Raw genomic sequence first — 14849 nt, forward strand, 5'->3', positions numbered from 1 at the left:
GCGTGCGGTCGCGGGGGTGTTAACTCCCGATAAGCCATTGTCCCGAAGCGGGATGGGGGTGCATTGGGCGCTGTATAACTAACCAGATGTTCACCATTTCCGGCGACAAGAGACCCCATACCCGGAGGTCGCGTGTCGCAGGTCGCTCCTGCACAATGCATGCGGCTCCGGCTTCGAAACGGCCAAGGATCCTCGTGCAATGCCCCAAAGTCTGCCCCTTTCCCGCCTCGCCGCCCTTGGCCTCGCCACGGCGCTGACGACTGCCTGCGCCGGAGGCGGCCCGCAGCTGCCGCAGGCCAATTATTCGAGCAACTCCATCGCCCCGAGCGAGGAATACACCATCGGTCCGCTCGACGAGATCACCATTCACGTCTGGCGCAACCCCGAACTCAGCGCCGACAAGGTGCGCGTGCGCCCCGATGGCCGGCTGACAATTCCGCTGGTGCAGGACATCCCCGCCGTGGGCAAGACCGCCACCCAGCTGCAGGAATACATCGCGGGCGAGCTGTCGAAATACATCGAGCAGCCGATCGTCTCGGTGATCGTCAACACCCCCGAAGGCAACTTCACCCAGCAGGTGCGCATCATCGGCGCGACCGCGCAGCCCGCCTCGCTGCCTTACCGCGCCAACATGACCGTGCTCGATGCGATGATTGCTGTCGGCGGGCTCAACGAATTTGCTGCCGGTAACCGCGCCAAGCTGATCAGGCTGAATCGCGAGACCGGCAAGCAGGTCGAATACCGCGTCCGCCTGTCGGATCTGATCCGCAAGGGCGATTCGACCGCCAACGTCATGCTGATGCCGGGCGACACGATCATCATCCCGGAAAGCCGGTTCTGAGGGAGCGGCTGCGGCCATGAGCGAAATTTTCGACGAACTGCGCGCGGCGCTCTGGTCGGTCTGGCACCGGCGGTGGCTGGCGATTGCGGTCGCCTGGGGCGTGTGCCTGCTGGGCTGGCTGGTGATCGCGATGATTCCCAATTCCTATGAATCCAAGGCCCGCGTCTATGTCGACGTGCAGGATGTGCTCTCCAAGCAACTCGGCATTGCCGGTGACGGCAAGGAAGAGATCATGCGCGTGCGCCAGACCCTGTCGAGCGCCAAGAACCTCGAAAAGGTGATCACCTCGACCCGGCTCGGCGAGGACGTAACCGAGCGCGGCGCGCTCGATGCGATGATCGGCGAGCTGGAAAAGAAGGTGAAGGTGACGAGCGAGCAGGACAACCTGTTCGAAATCACTGCCGCAATCGGCCGCAGCGATCTGTCGGATGCGGAAAACGCCGTGCTGGCCCGCGATGTCGTGCAGAAGCTGCTCGATATCCTGCGCGAGGAGCACATCGTCGGCAACCGCGCCGGGATCAGTTCGGCAATCGGCGACCTCGATCGCCAGCTTGATGAACGCAAGCTCGAACTGGAAGAAGCCGAACAGCGCCGTCTGGCGTTCGAGGCGCAGTATCCCGATCTTATCGGCGGGTCTGACAGCCTGTCGAACAAGGTGCAGCAGGCGCGTGCCGAACTGCGCGATGTCGATGCCAATCTTGCCGCCGCGCAAAGTGCGCTCGCAGCGATTTCGGGGCAGCTGGCCAGCACCCCGCGCACGCTTGCGGGCGGTCGCGATGCGGTCGGCCCGCAAGCGGCGCTGATGCAGGCCCAGACCCAGCTGGCCGAACTGCGCGCCCGCGGATTGACCGACAGCCACCCCGATGTGGTCTCGACCACCCGGCAGGTTGCGATCCTGACCAAGCAGGCGGCTGCCTTCGGGGCAGATGCGGGCGGTGCGCCCAATCCGGCCTATGCCTCGCTGGTGGCGATCAAGAGCGAGCGGCAGGCATCGGTCGAAGCCTTGCAGGCCCGCCGCGCCGCGCTCCAGAGCAATTTTGCGGCCCTGATGGCTAGCCAGGCGAGCGAGCCGGCCATTGCAGCCGAAGCCAACCGCATCAGCCGCGATTACGATGTGCTGCGACAGAACTACGAAAAGCTGCTGCAGGACCGCGAGGCGCTGCGCACGCGTGGCAAGGTCGAGGACAAGGCCAGCCAGTTCCGGTTCGACATCATCCAGCAACCCGGCGTCCCGCAAAAGCCCGCCGCGCCCAACCGCCCGCTGCTGCTGTTCGGCGTGCTGATCGTCGGCCTCGGGGCAGGCGTGGCGGTGGCCTATGCCGTGAGCCAGTTCCGCTCGACTTTCGCGACCCCGCAGAAGCTGGAGCGCGCTTTCGACCTGCCGGTGATCGGCGCGGTGTCGCTCACCATGTCGGATGTCGCCCGCAAGGTCGAACGCCAGCGTCTGAAGCAATTTGCCGGAGCCTGCGGCGGGCTGTTCGCCATTTTTGTGATCCTGATCGCCATCGAGATCGTCTCGATCGGGACGATTGCGTGAGGGTGGAGGAAACACGATGACCGATCAGGGCAAGATCAACCGCGAGGGCGCACGGCCCGCTTCGCTGTTCGAACGGGCGGATGCTGCCTTCGGGCTTGGCCCGGTGGCAACGCCTGCCGTGCCACCTGTCCCGCAGGCACCGGCGGCCTTGCGCCGTCCCGCTGCGGCTGCGGCGGCCCCCGTCCAGCCTGCCGGTCCGGCTCCGGACCGCGGCGAGCGCCCTGCTGCGCAGGAGGCCCCGGCACCCAAGGTGCAGTTCTGCGGCCCGCGCGCTGCAATCGACCGCGATCACCTGCGCGATTCCGGCCTGATTGTGCCCGAAGACCCGGTGACCGGGCTGCTGGAGGAGTTCCGGATCGTCAAGCGCGAGCTGCTGGCCGATGCCCGTGCGGGCAATTCGGCGCTCTCGCGCCGCATTCTGGTCTGTTCGCCCCATACCGGCGAAGGCAAGACCTATTGCGCCACCAACCTCGCCATCGCACTGGCCGCCGAACGCGGGATCGAAGTCCTGCTGGTGGATGCCGATGTGGTCAAACCATCGATCACCGAAAGGCTCGGCATCGAGGCGGAACAAGGCCTGATGGATGCGCTCGCCGATCCTTCGATCAGGCCCGAAAGCCTCGTGATCCGCACAGATATCGAAGGCCTGTTCGTGCTGCCTGCCGGCACGGCGATGACGCTCGATGCCGAATATCTGGCAAGCGCCCGCACCGGCCAGCTGCTTGACCGGCTGACGCAGGGCGCGCCTGACCGGATCATCATTTTCGACACGCCGCCCGCGCTGGCTGCCTCGCCCGCTGCCGAGCTTGCCCAGCATGTCGGGCAGGCGCTGCTGGTGGTGCGTGCCGACGAGACGAGCCGCGCCGCACTCGACGATGCGCAGCAACTGCTGTCGGCCTGCGGCGATATCAAACTGCTTCTCAACGCCGCGCGTTACAGCCCCTCCGGGCGGCGCTTCGGCTCTTATGGATCGAGGGGGAAATGATGATGCGTCCCCGCATAATCGCAAACGTGCTGCTCGCTGGCGCCGCGGCTTCGGCGCTTGCTGTGCCCGCTGTCGCCCAGTCGCAAGGGCAGGGCCAGGGTCAGGGCGGCGATGTTCCCGGCCAACGCGCCAACCGCGTGGTGCAGCCCTATATCGAAGTCGGCCAGGTGGTTTCGGCCGAACTCAGCCCCGGCAACGATGTCGTCACCTTCACGCAGGTTGCGGTCGGGGTCGACATGAACGTGCAGGGCCGCAACAGCGGCGCGGCGGTTTCGCTGCGCTATGAACGCAACATCGGATACGGCGACGACAGCATCGACACCGACACGATCAGCGGGGTCGCGCGCGGCACGCTGGCGCTGGTGCCCAATGCCCTCAGCCTTGAAGCGGGCGCGCTTGCCTCGCGCACGCGGATCGACGCAAGCGGGGCGGCGACTGCCAACCCGCTGGTGCGCGAGGATGCCGAAAGCCGCTTCTACAGCGCCTATGCCGGGCCGAGCCTCAACACCCGCGTCGGCGATGTCGATGTGCAGGGGGTGGCCCGCGTAGGTTACAACCGCTTCGAGGTGGATCAGGCACTGGTGACCCCGCAGGGGCAGACCGTCGATGTGTTCGATGACAGCGTGACCTATCTCGGTCAGCTGCGCGCAGGCGTGCGCCCCGGCGAGGTGCTGCCGGTGGGCGTCGCGGTGACGGCGGGCGGATTTCAGGAAGATATCTCCAACCTCGACCAGCGGGTGCGCGATCTTTACGTGCGCGGCGATGTGACGCTGCCGCTCAGTCCCAGCCTCGCGCTGGTGGCAGGTGCCGGTTACGAGGATGTGGAAATTTCCAGCCGCGATGCGCTGCGCGATGCCAATGGCGCTCCGGTGATCGGCGCGGATGGCCGCTTTGTCACCGATAGCGCCGCACCGCGCCGGATCGCCTTTGCGGTCGATGGCCTGCTGTGGGATGTGGGCGTGCTGTGGCGTCCCTCGTCGCGCACCAATCTGGCAGCTTCGGTCGGACGGCGGTACGATTCGACCACCTATTACGGCACCTTCACCTACGCCCCCAGCCAGCGCAGTGCCTTTGCCCTGTCGGCCTATGACGGGGTGAGCGGCTTCGGCGGATTGCTGAACAACAGCCTTGCCGGGCTCGACAGCGACTTCGAGGCGATCCGCAATCCGGTCACCGGCGATTTCGGCGGACTGGTCAGCGGCACGCAGGGACAGGCGCTGATCGGCGGGCTGGGTTCGGCCCGGTCGGCGGCGTTCCGCGGGCGCGGGGTGCGCGCTTCCTACCAGCGCCAGATGGGCCGCACGACGGCGGCGATCGGGGCAGGGTATGACCGGCGCACCTTCATCGCGGCGGCCGGCACGGTGCTCAGCCCGCTCGATGGGCTGACCGATGAAAGCTACTACGTGATCGGCGGCCTGACCCGCGAGATCGGACAGAGCGCGAACATCACCACCAATGCCTATGTCAACTGGTTCGATCCGGCGGGGGCCAACAACAATGTCACCGCGATGGGGGCATCGGCGGCTTACAACCAGTCGATCACCCAGCGTCTGACGGGCCGTGCGGCGCTGGCAGTCGATTACTTCGACAGCCAGTTCACCGCCGAAGACTTTGCCTTTGCCACCGCGCTGGTTGGCCTGCGTTACAATTTCTGACGGGGATCAGAGCCTCATGTACGAACACCACTACGGCTTTAGCGCACGGCCCTTCCAGCTGACGCCCGATCCGAGCTTCTATTTCGAAAGCACCAGTCACAAGAAGGCGATGAGCTATCTGGGCTATGGTCTTTCGCAGGGGGAAGGCTTCATCGTTATCACCGGCGAGGTGGGCGCGGGCAAATCGATGCTGGTGGCACACCTGATGGAGCGGATCGACCCGCAAGCGCTCAGCGTGGCGCAGATCGTCACTTCGGCGCTCGACGGGGCGGAGATCGTCCATGTCGTCGCGCAGGCTTTCGGGCTTGCGGTCGAAGGACACGACAAGGCGGGTGCGCTCGGCGCGATCGAGCGCTTCCTGCAGGACGAGGCCCGCGCCGGCCGCCGCTGCCTGCTGGTGGTGGACGAATGCCAGAACCTTGAACTGACCGCGCTGGAAGAGCTGCGGATGTTGTCGAACTTCCAGCTCGGCTCGCACCCGCTGCTGCAAAGCCTGTTGCTGGGCCAGCCGGAGTTCCGCCGTACGGTCGCGCATCATCCGGGGCTTGAACAATTGCGCCAGCGGATCATCGCCTCGCACCATCTCGAAGCGCTGGATAGCGGCGAGGTGGAGGATTACGTCCGGCACCGGCTGGGGCAGGTCGGCTGGACCGGCCATCCCGGTTTCGAGACCGGGCTGATCGATGCGCTCTACCGTCACACCGATGGCATTCCGCGCCGCGTCAACCAGGTGATGAACCGCCTGCTGCTGCTCGGCGCAATCGAAGGGCGCGACCAGCTGACGCTGGCCATGCTCGACGATGTGATCGCCGAAATGGCATCCGACCAGACCCGCGGCGCGCGCGGCGGCAGCGATTTGCGCGCTGCACCGGTTGCTGCTGCTCCCGGAGCGGCGGGTCCCGCTCCGCAGGGCAGTCTGCCGGCGACCGAAGTTGCAGCCCTTCTGGCCCAGCGCGATGCCCGCACTGCCGAACTCGAAGCTGCGATCAGCGAGCTTCAGGCGGCTGGCACCAACCGCAAGGACAGCGATGGCGAGCCGCTTTCCCCCGATCAGATCCGCATCGCCGAGGCCCGCTTTGCCGCGGCGCTCGAACGGATCGAGGCGCGTCTGGAGGAGCAGGAGCAATCCTTCCGCCATGTGCTGACGATGCTGATCGAATGGCTTGAGGAAGACCCGTCGCGCGAGGCCGCCTGAGCCATGAACGCACACACCCCGATCCTGCCCGATGATACCGGCACCGCGATCGTCAACGGCCTGTCGGTCGATGTCGAGGACTGGTTTCAGGTCGGCGCGTTCGAAAACGTCATTGCCCGCGGCGAGTGGGACAGCATAAGGACCCGCGTGGAAGACAATGTCTACCGCGTGATCGACCTGTTCGCCGAGGCCGATGTGAAGGCGACCTTCTTCACGCTCGGCTGGGTGGCGCAGCGTCATCCGCAGATGATCCGCCGCATTGCCGAGGCCGGGCATGAACTTGCCAGCCATGGCTATGACCACGCCCGCGTGTTCACCTTCAGCCGCGCCGCGTTTGCCGAGGATATCCGCAAGGCCCGCGCAATCATCGAGGACTGTTCGGGCGCAAAGGTGACCGGCTACCGCGCCCCCAGCTTCTCGATCGATCAGCGCACGCCCTGGGCCTTCGCCGAACTGGCCGAGCAGGGTTACGCCTATTCCTCCAGCGTCGCGCCGGTGGTGCATGATCATTACGGCTGGCCCGAAGCTCCGCGCTTTGCCTTCCGCCCGCTGCCATGGTCGCAGATGATCGAACTGCCGGTAACCACCGCCATGCTTGGCGGACGGCGCGTGGCAGCGGGCGGGGGCGGGTTTTTCCGCGTGTTGCCCTATGCTTTCTCCCGCTGGGCGATCCGGCAGGTGAACCGAGACGAGCACCGTCCGGCGGTATTCTATTTCCACCCGTGGGAGGTCGACCCAGATCAGCCGCGTGTCGGCCATGCGCCGATGCGCTCGCGCCTGCGTCACTATACCGGCCTTGCGCGGATGGCCGACAAGCTGGGCGATCTGGTGCGCGAATTCCGCTGGGGCCGGATGGACATGATCGCCCACCGCGAGGCGGCACGGGCGGAAGAACTCGAACCGCTCGAACTGACCGCGGAAATCGCCTGATGAACGCGCCGGTCAAGGTGGCCGACACCGTGCGGCTGGCCGATTTCGGCGATGCGGCAGACCTGCGCCGTATCGAGGGCTTCGTGGGGGAGCAGCGCGGAAGCATTTTCCATCGCCCGGCATGGCTGCAAGCGGTTGCCGCAGGCACCGGTCAGCGCGCTGCCGGGCTGGTGAGCGAGCGGCTGGGCGTCATCACCGGCTGGCTCCCGCTCACCGAGGTGCGCTCTGTGCTGTTCGGCAAGGCACTTGTGTCGAGCGGGTTCGGTGTCGGCGGCGGTCTTCTGACAACGGGCGAGGGCGCGGTGCGCGCGCTGGCTGAAGCGGCACAGGCCCATGCCATGCGCGGGGGCTTTTCCGGTGTCGAACTGCGCGGCGGGCCGATTCCTGCGGGCTGGGACCAATGGAGCGACAAGCATTGCGGCTTTGAACGGGCCCTGGCCCCCGATGACGAGGCGGAACTGCTCGCCATTCCGCGCAAGGCCCGCGCCGAAGTGCGCAAGGGGCTGGGCTTTGGCCACCGTGTCACCATCGGGCGAAACGCCAGCGATCTTGCGGCGCATTATGCCTGCTACAGCGAAAGCGTCCGCAATCTTGGAACGCCGGTGTTCCCGCGCGCCTTGTTCGGGGCGATGCTGGAGGCCTTTCCCGCCAGCAGCGATATCCTCACTGTGTGGCAGGGAGACACTCCGCTGGCGAGCGTGTTGAGTTTCTATCACGACGGTGCGGTGCTGCCGTTCTGGGGCGGTGGCAGCCATGCCGCCCGCGCTGCCCGCGCCAATGAACTGATGTATTATGAACTGATGCTCCACGCCCGCAGGCATGGGATGCAGCGGTTCGATTTCGGGCGGTCCAAGACCGGCAGCGGCCCGTTTGCCTTCAAGAAGAACTGGGGCTTCGATCCCGTGCCGCTGACCTATGGCGCGTGGACCGCACCGGGCGCGCCACCGCGCAATATCGACCCCACCGACGCAAGCTACAGCCGCAAGATCGAACTCTGGAAGAAGCTGCCGCTCCCGCTCGCCAATTTCGTGGGACCGTGGATCGCACGTGGGCTGGCCTAGGGGACTGGCGTGATGGGAGACATCCTGTTCCTCGCCCATCGTGTGCCGTTTCCGCCCGATCGCGGCGACCGGATCCGTTCGCACCATCTGCTCAAGGCGCTTGCACGGCTGGCGCCCGTTCATGTCGGCTGCTTCGGAGAAGGGGATGCGGCGGCCGCTGCCGACCTTGCACGGCTTGCTGCAACCTGCTGTATCGCGCCGCGCACCAAGCCGCTGCCGCTGGCGGGGATCGAAGCGGTCCTTGCGGGAAAGCCGGTCAGTCTGACCGCGTTTCATTCGCGCAGGCTGGCGGGCTGGGTGAATCAAACCATCGCCACGCGGGACATTGCCGCGATCGTCGTCTTTTCCGGGCAGATGGGACAATACGTCCCCGATGACTTCACTGGCCGCGTGGTGATCGACCTGTGCGACGTCGATAGCGCCAAGTTCGCCAGCTACGCCGAGGCAGGCGAGCGCGTGTGGCTCAATACCCGCGAGGCGCGGTTGCTGGCGGCAGAAGAGGAACGCCTTGGCCGGCGCGCCGATGCCACGATCCTGATCTCCGCCGCCGAAGCCGCGCTGTACCGCAGCCGTCTGACGCAGCCGGAGACGGTCGAAGTTCGCGTGATCGGCAACGGGATCAACTCCGCTATCTTCAATCCCGATGCCGTGCGCCCCCATTCCGTGATTGGCGGCCTGCCGGGGCGGCATTTCGTCTTTACCGGGCAGATGGATTACCGTCCCAACGAACAGGCCGCGCTGTGGGTGATCGAGGCGCTTTTGCCCCAACTGCGCTCCCGCTTCCCGCAAGCTATGTTCCATGTGGTCGGGCGTAATCCGACTGGCAGGCTGATGGCGCATCACGGCACTCCGGGCGTGCAGGTGTGGGGCGAGGTGCCCGATGTGCGTCCCTTTATCGCCGCTGCCGACGCCGTGCTGGCTCCGCTGCTGATCGCGCGCGGGGTGCAGAACAAGGTGCTGGAGGCGATGGCGATGGCCAAGCCGGTGGTGCTGACGCCCGATGCCGCGACCGGCATTGCTGCAAGCGACGGGCGCGACTGGGTGGTGTGCCCGCCAGACCCCGCTGCCTTCGCCGGCCGCATCGCCGCGCTGCTCGCCGATCCTGCGGCTGCCGGGCAGATGGGTCATGCGGCACGCCGGTTCGTGTGTGATCACCACGGCTGGGACGCCATGATGGCCCCGCTCGCCGGTCTGCTGGGCGAGGGCGGGGAGGGGAAACGCCATGCCGCCTGAACCTGCGGCCTTGCCTGCTCCTCCTGCTGCCATGTCGCAGCGCATCCCCGAAGCATGGCGCTCGCCGCTGCTGGCGCTTGCTGCTGCCGCAGTCGCCCTTATCGCCGTCACGGCTGCCAGCTGGGGCGAGATCCTGCATCAGTGGTGGAACATCGATACCTATAACCACCTCCTGCTGGTGCCCTTCATCATTGGCTGGCTGGCACTGCTGAAGGCGGGCGAGTTGGCGAAGATCACGCCGCAGCCGTGGCTCCCCGGCCTTGCGCTGGTTGCCGCCGGATTGGGCCTGTGGTGGGCAGGCCGCGCAGCCGGCATCAACCTTGTCGCCCATGCGGGTGCTGTCGGCGCTTTGCAGGGGGCAGTGGTGGCCGTGCTCGGCCTGCGCGCCAGTCTGCTGCTCGCCCTTCCTCTGGCGATGGGCGTGTTCCTTGTGCCCTTCGGTGACGAAATCATCCCGCCGCTGCAATACATCACCGCCGACATCACCATTGCGCTGACCCGCTGGAGCGGCGTTCCGGCCGAGATCGACGGCATCTATATCGACACGCCCGCAGGCCTGTTCATCGTCGCCGAGGCCTGTTCGGGCGTGAAATTCCTGATCGCCATGGTCACGCTGGGTGTGCTGGTGTGCTTCACCCGCTTTGCCAGCTGGAAACGGCGCGCCGTTTTCCTTGCCGCCTGCGTGATCGTGCCGATCCTTGCCAACGGGGTGCGGGCCTGGGCGACGGTCTATGTCGCGCAATATGTCGGGGCGGAGAAGGCGAGCGGGTTCGACCATATCGTCTATGGCTGGATCTTCTTCGCGATTGTGGTCGCTGCTATGCTGGCGGGGGCATGGCGCTGGTTCGAACGCGAGCCGGAGGATTACGGCTGGACCGCCAAAGCGATCGAGCCTCAGCGCTGGGTCGCCCGCGCCGAAGCCCGCAGCCCTTCGCCCTTCGCCACCGCGCTGGTGATCGCCGCTTTTGCAGCGATTGCGGCGCTGGCCACCATGCTTTAGGCCGCCGCAAATGTGCGGAATTGCCGGGATCTTTCATGCCGAAACCCCGAAGCCGGTTGATCCTGCGCGGGTCGAGCGGATGTGCGATGCACTCGCCCATCGCGGGCCTGACGGGGCGGGGGTTTGGACCGATCACGGGGTAGGGCTTGGGCACCGCCGCCTGTCGATCATCGATGTGGCCGGATCGCCGCAACCGATGCATTCGCCCGATGGCAGGGCGGTGATCGTCTTCAACGGCGAAATCTACAATTTCCGCGAATTGCGCGCAGAGCTGGAACAAGCGGGCTTTACGTTCCGCACCAGCGGCGACACCGAGGTGATTCTGGCAGCCTACCGGCGCTGGGGCGTCGATTGCCTCGCACGGCTCGACGGGATGTTCGCCTTCGCGCTGTTCGACCGCGACAAGCGCCAACTGCTGCTCGCCCGTGACCGGTTCGGGGTGAAGCCGCTGTTCCATGCGGCCTTATCGGATGGCTCCATCGCCTTTGCCTCGGAACTCAAAGGCCTGCTCGCGCACCCGCTGCTGCGCCGCCGTGTGAATCCGCAGGCGATCGAGGCTTATATGACCTGGGGCTATGTGCCTGACAGCCATTCGATCCTTGCAGGGGTCGAGAAGCTGCCTGCCGGGCATTTCTGGCTGCTTGAACAGGGCAAGGCGCCGGGCCGTCCGCAGCGGTGGTGGGATATAGACTTCACCGCCCGCGAAAAGGGCAGCGAGGCTGATCTTTCGGCGCAGCTGATCCACCTGATGCGCGAAGGCGTGCGTTCGCGCATGGTGGCGGACGTTCCGCTGGGTGCTTTCCTTTCGGGAGGCGTGGATTCCTCGGGCGTGGTCGCGCTGATGAGCGAGGCGAGCGCGTCGCCGGTGCAGACCTGCTCGATCGGCTTCGATGTCGCCGCCTATGACGAGACGTCCTATGCCCGTCAGGTTGCGGCGAAGTTCGGTGCTGATCATCAGGAGCGGATTGTCGCGACCGACGATTTCGCCGCGATCGACACTCTCGCCGCGATGTTCGATGAGCCGTTCGCCGATGCTTCTGCCCTGCCGACATGGCGCGTGTGCCAGCTGGCGCGCGAACGGGTTACTGTGGCGCTGTCGGGTGATGGGGCGGACGAGGCCTTTGCCGGATACCGCCGTCAGGTGTTCCACCATCACGAAGAACGCGCCCGTTCGGTGCTACCCGCCGGTTTACGCGAACCCCTGTTCGGTGCGCTGGGCCGGCTCTGGCCCAAGGCCGATTGGGCACCCCGTCCCTTGCGCGCCAAGGCCACCCTGCTGGCGCTCGCGGAGAGCGGCGAGGAGGGCTATGCCCGCGGCCTGTCGGTGACACTGCCGGATGCGCGGCGGGCGCTCTATTCCGAAGGCTTCACCGCCAGCCTTCAGGGCTTTCGCGGCGAGGATGAACTGGTTGCGCTGATGCGCGCCGCTCCGGGTCGTTCGGGTCTCGACCGGGCGCAATATGCCGACCTGATGTTCTGGATGCCCGGAGACATCCTTACCAAGGTGGACCGCACCAGTATGGCGGTAAGCCTCGAAGCGCGCGAGCCTCTGCTCGACCACCGTCTGGTGGAGTTTGCCGCACGCCTGCCCGAAGCGATGCGGGTGAGAGGCGGGACCGGCAAATTCCTGCTCAAGAAATCGCTCGAACGCTATTTGCCGCATGACATTCTCTACCGGCCCAAACAGGGTTTCGTGACCCCAATCGCCGAATGGCTGCGCGGCCCGCTGGCAGGCGCGGCGCGGGGAATTGCCAGCGGCAGTCTGGCGCAAACCGGGTTCTTCGATCGCCAAGCAATCGGTGCATTGGCCGAGGCGCATATTGCAGGGCGCGCCGATCATTCGCGCACCCTGTGGCAATTGCTGATGCTGGAGAAATCGCTCGGGCAGCTCGGCGTCTCCGCCTAGCCTTCCGCTCCGTGGCCCAGCGCCATGTAATCGTCGCTCTGCATTTCGTTGAGCCGGCTCACCGTCCGCTCGAATTCGAACGCGCCGTCGCCTGACTGATAGAGCTGCTCCGGCTCGGCTGCGGCGGTGGCGAACAGTTTCACGCGGTTTTCGTAAAGCGCGTCGATCAGTTTGGTGAAGCGGATCGCCTCGTTGCGGTTTTCCGGCCCCATCTTCGGGATGCCGACAAGGATCACCGTGTGATAGGCATGGGCGATTGCGAGGTAATCCGCTGCTCCGCGGTTTTCGCCGCACAGCTTCTTGAAGCTGAACACGCCAACGCCCTTGAGGCTCTTGGGCACGTAGAGGGTGCGGCCGCCGCCAAGGTCCAGTTCGCCGCTGGGGACATTGGCAGCATCCTCGGGCGCGAAGTCGGTCAGGCGGAAGAAGGCTTCCCGCACCTGCGCGGTGGCGGCATCGCCGAGCGGCGCGTGCCAGGTTGCCAGCCCGCCGATCCGTTCCAGCCGGTAATCGGTTGGTCCGTTGAGGCTGAGCACATCCATGCGTGCCTCGACCAGATCGATGAAGGGCAGGAACAACGATCGGTTCAACCCGTCCTTGTAAAGGTCGCGGGGCGGTCGGTTGGAGGTGGTGACGATCACGGTGCCGCTTTCCATCAAGGCGGTGAAAAACCGGCCCATGATTGCAGCGTCGGCGGTGTTGTTGACGACCATCTCGTCAAAGGCGAGGCAGCGCACTTGCTCTGCCATGCGCATTGCCACCGCGATCAGCGGGTCCTGCCGCTGGGCCTTGCGCTCGGCGGCGATCAGCCGGTCAACCTCGAGCATGAATTCATGGAAATGGACGCGGCGCTTGGCGGAGATGCCGAGTGTTTCGACGAACAGGTCCATCAGCATCGACTTGCCGCGCCCGACGCCGCCCCACAGGTAGACGCCGCGAGGATCGGGGGTGGCTGCTGCGGTTCCGGTGAGGCGGGCAAACAGACCCTTTTTCGGCGGCGGCGCTTCCAGTTCGCGCTGCAACCGGTCGAGCCGCTCGGCCGCGGCACGCTGGTCGGGGTCTGCGCGCAGTTCTCCGCTGGCAATCAGCGCGTCATAGCGCGCCAGCAATCCGCTCACGGTCGTTGCTGCATCTTGCGCACGATGCCCGAAAAGCTGGCGACGACATCGCCGTCCTGCTCCACCATCCCGCGCACGAACACAAGCTTGCCGGTTTCGCGCACAATCTCGGTCACCGCATCCAGCGGCCGTTTCGGATCACCGCCGCCCACGAATTGCGTCGAAAGTTCCAGAGTAACCGAAGGCCCCGCATTGCCGGTACCGATCCGGTGCATGGTCACGAACAGCGAGATATCGATCAGCGCGAGAGTGATCGCGCCATGGATGACACCTTGGAGGTTTTCGTGCCTGCGCTCCGGAAACATCCGGAGCCGCGCCTTCCCGTCGGGATCGACACGGGTGATGAGCTTGCCCATCACCGCGCCGTTGAACAGCGTCTGGTCCTTGAGGTTCCAGTGGTTCCAGCCCGGATTGTCCGGGTCCGGCCCGTGCTCGAACACGTCGTCCTTGAAAGTCACCGCGTCAGATGGCCCGCTCGGCCATCATCTTCTTGGTCTCCGCGATCGCCTTGGCCGGGCTCAGGCCCTTGGGGCACACGTTGGCGCAGTTCATGATGGTGTGGCAGCGATAGAGCCGGAACGGGTCTTCGAGCGCATCGAGTCGTTCGCCGGTCATCTCGTCGCGGCTGTCAGCCAGCCAGCGATAGGCCTGAAGCAGGATCGCCGGGCCAAGGAACTTGTCGCTGTTCCACCAGTAGGACGGACACGAGGTCGAGCAGCAGGCGCACAAGATGCATTCATACAGGCCGTCGAGCTGTTCGCGCTGTTCGGGCGATTGCAGCCGTTCCTTGCCGCTCGGCGTCGGGCTGACTGTTTGCAGCCAGGGGCGGATCGAGGCGTATTGCGCGTAGAAATGGGTGAAATCGGGGACCAGGTCCTTGATCACGTCCATGTGCGGCAGCGGCGTGATGCGGATTTCGCCCTTCAGGTCCTCGATTGCGGTGGTGCAGGCGAGGCCGTTCTTGCCGTTCATGTTCATCGAGCACGAACCGCAGATGCCTTCACGGCACGAACGGCGGAAGGTCAGGGTCGGATCGATCTCGTTCTTGATCTTGAACAGGGCGTCCAGCACCATCGGGCCGCATTCATCGAGATTGATCTCGAACTTGTCATAACGCGGGTTCTGGCCGGAATCGGGATCGTAGCGGTAGATCTTGAACGCCTTCACGCGCCCGCCCGATGCCTTGTGCACCTTGCCGGCGTTGTTGATCTTTGAATTCTTGGGCAGAGTGAAGGTTGCCATGAACTGATCCCGTTTTGATTTGCACCCTATCTAGCGCCATTGTCCCGCCGCGCAAGCGGGCGCAGTTGCGCGCTTTTGCACAACCGTTGAATGCGCCTCACCGTTCGGAACCAAGCGGCTCGCGGGGCGCTTGAGCAGCGATGGCA

13 protein-coding genes are annotated in these 14849 nt (G+C 65.6%); 10 read left to right on the plus strand and 3 right to left on the minus strand.

Annotated elements, in window-relative coordinates; genetic code table 11:
* Window positions 1-199 precede the first annotated feature (199 nt).
* Genes ACU0AG_RS04250 through ACU0AG_RS04295 form a run of 10 tightly spaced genes read left to right on the plus strand, consistent with a single transcriptional unit; the run spans window position 200 to window position 12343 of the window.
* A complete protein-coding gene (locus ACU0AG_RS04250) occupies window positions 200-841 on the plus strand; it encodes an XrtA/PEP-CTERM system exopolysaccharide export protein (protein WP_482781018.1) in 642 nt (213 codons plus the stop codon).
* A 16-nt stretch (window positions 842-857) separates the two neighbouring features.
* Window positions 858-2378: an XrtA system polysaccharide chain length determinant gene (locus ACU0AG_RS04255; protein ID WP_482781019.1), complete on the plus strand. Its 1521-nt coding sequence runs from the start codon at window positions 858-860 to the stop codon at window positions 2376-2378.
* A gap of 16 nt (window positions 2379-2394) precedes the next feature.
* The gene (locus tag ACU0AG_RS04260; protein WP_482781020.1) at window positions 2395-3363 is read left to right on the plus strand and encodes a P-loop NTPase; all 969 of its coding nucleotides are present in this window, start codon (window positions 2395-2397) and stop codon (window positions 3361-3363) included.
* Window positions 3360-5018, plus strand: coding sequence for a porin family protein (locus tag ACU0AG_RS04265; RefSeq protein WP_482781021.1), 1659 nt, complete (start codon window positions 3360-3362; stop codon window positions 5016-5018). Before ACU0AG_RS04260 ends, ACU0AG_RS04265 begins: the two co-directional genes overlap by 4 nt.
* A 16-nt stretch (window positions 5019-5034) precedes the next feature.
* Window positions 5035-6213 carry an XrtA/PEP-CTERM system-associated ATPase gene (locus ACU0AG_RS04270; RefSeq protein WP_482781022.1) on the plus strand — a complete coding sequence of 393 codons (1179 nt, stop codon included), beginning with the start codon at window positions 5035-5037 and terminating at the stop codon, window positions 6211-6213.
* A gap of 3 nt (window positions 6214-6216) precedes the next feature.
* Entirely contained in the window at window positions 6217-7143 is a 927-nt protein-coding gene (locus ACU0AG_RS04275) for an XrtA system polysaccharide deacetylase (protein ID WP_482781023.1), read from the plus strand.
* Complete coding sequence (locus ACU0AG_RS04280) at window positions 7143-8204, plus strand: FemAB family XrtA/PEP-CTERM system-associated protein (protein WP_482781024.1); 1062 nt, start codon at window positions 7143-7145, stop codon at window positions 8202-8204. The genes ACU0AG_RS04275 and ACU0AG_RS04280 overlap by 1 nt, the downstream gene beginning before the upstream one ends.
* Before the next feature lie 12 nt (window positions 8205-8216).
* Entirely contained in the window at window positions 8217-9437 is a 1221-nt protein-coding gene (locus ACU0AG_RS04285; RefSeq protein WP_482781025.1) for a TIGR03087 family PEP-CTERM/XrtA system glycosyltransferase, read from the plus strand.
* Window positions 9438-9468: 31 nt separating this feature from the next.
* Window positions 9469-10437, plus strand: coding sequence for an exosortase A (gene xrtA, locus ACU0AG_RS04290; protein WP_482781026.1), 969 nt, complete (start codon window positions 9469-9471; stop codon window positions 10435-10437).
* A gap of 10 nt (window positions 10438-10447) precedes the next feature.
* Window positions 10448-12343 (plus strand): XrtA/PEP-CTERM system amidotransferase, encoded by a 1896-nt coding sequence (locus ACU0AG_RS04295; protein WP_482781027.1) that lies wholly within the window; start codon window positions 10448-10450, stop codon window positions 12341-12343.
* Here ACU0AG_RS04295 and zapE read toward each other — a convergent pair.
* The 3 genes from zapE to ACU0AG_RS04310 are packed head-to-tail and all read right to left on the minus strand — an operon-like array spanning window position 12340 to window position 14703.
* The gene (zapE, locus tag ACU0AG_RS04300) at window positions 12340-13461 is read right to left on the minus strand and encodes a cell division protein ZapE (protein WP_482781028.1); all 1122 of its coding nucleotides are present in this window, start codon (window positions 13459-13461) and stop codon (window positions 12340-12342) included. The two genes, ACU0AG_RS04295 and zapE, sit on opposite strands and share 4 nt — an antisense overlap.
* Complete coding sequence (locus ACU0AG_RS04305) at window positions 13458-13919, minus strand: PaaI family thioesterase (protein WP_482781029.1); 462 nt, start codon at window positions 13917-13919, stop codon at window positions 13458-13460. Before ACU0AG_RS04305 ends, zapE begins: the two co-directional genes overlap by 4 nt.
* Window positions 13920-13923: 4 nt before the next feature.
* Window positions 13924-14703 (minus strand): succinate dehydrogenase iron-sulfur subunit, encoded by a 780-nt coding sequence (locus ACU0AG_RS04310; RefSeq protein ID WP_482781030.1) that lies wholly within the window; start codon window positions 14701-14703, stop codon window positions 13924-13926.
* Between the last annotated feature and the right edge of the window lie 146 nt (window positions 14704-14849).

Source organism: Erythrobacter sp. RANMB8, from assembly GCF_056848235.1.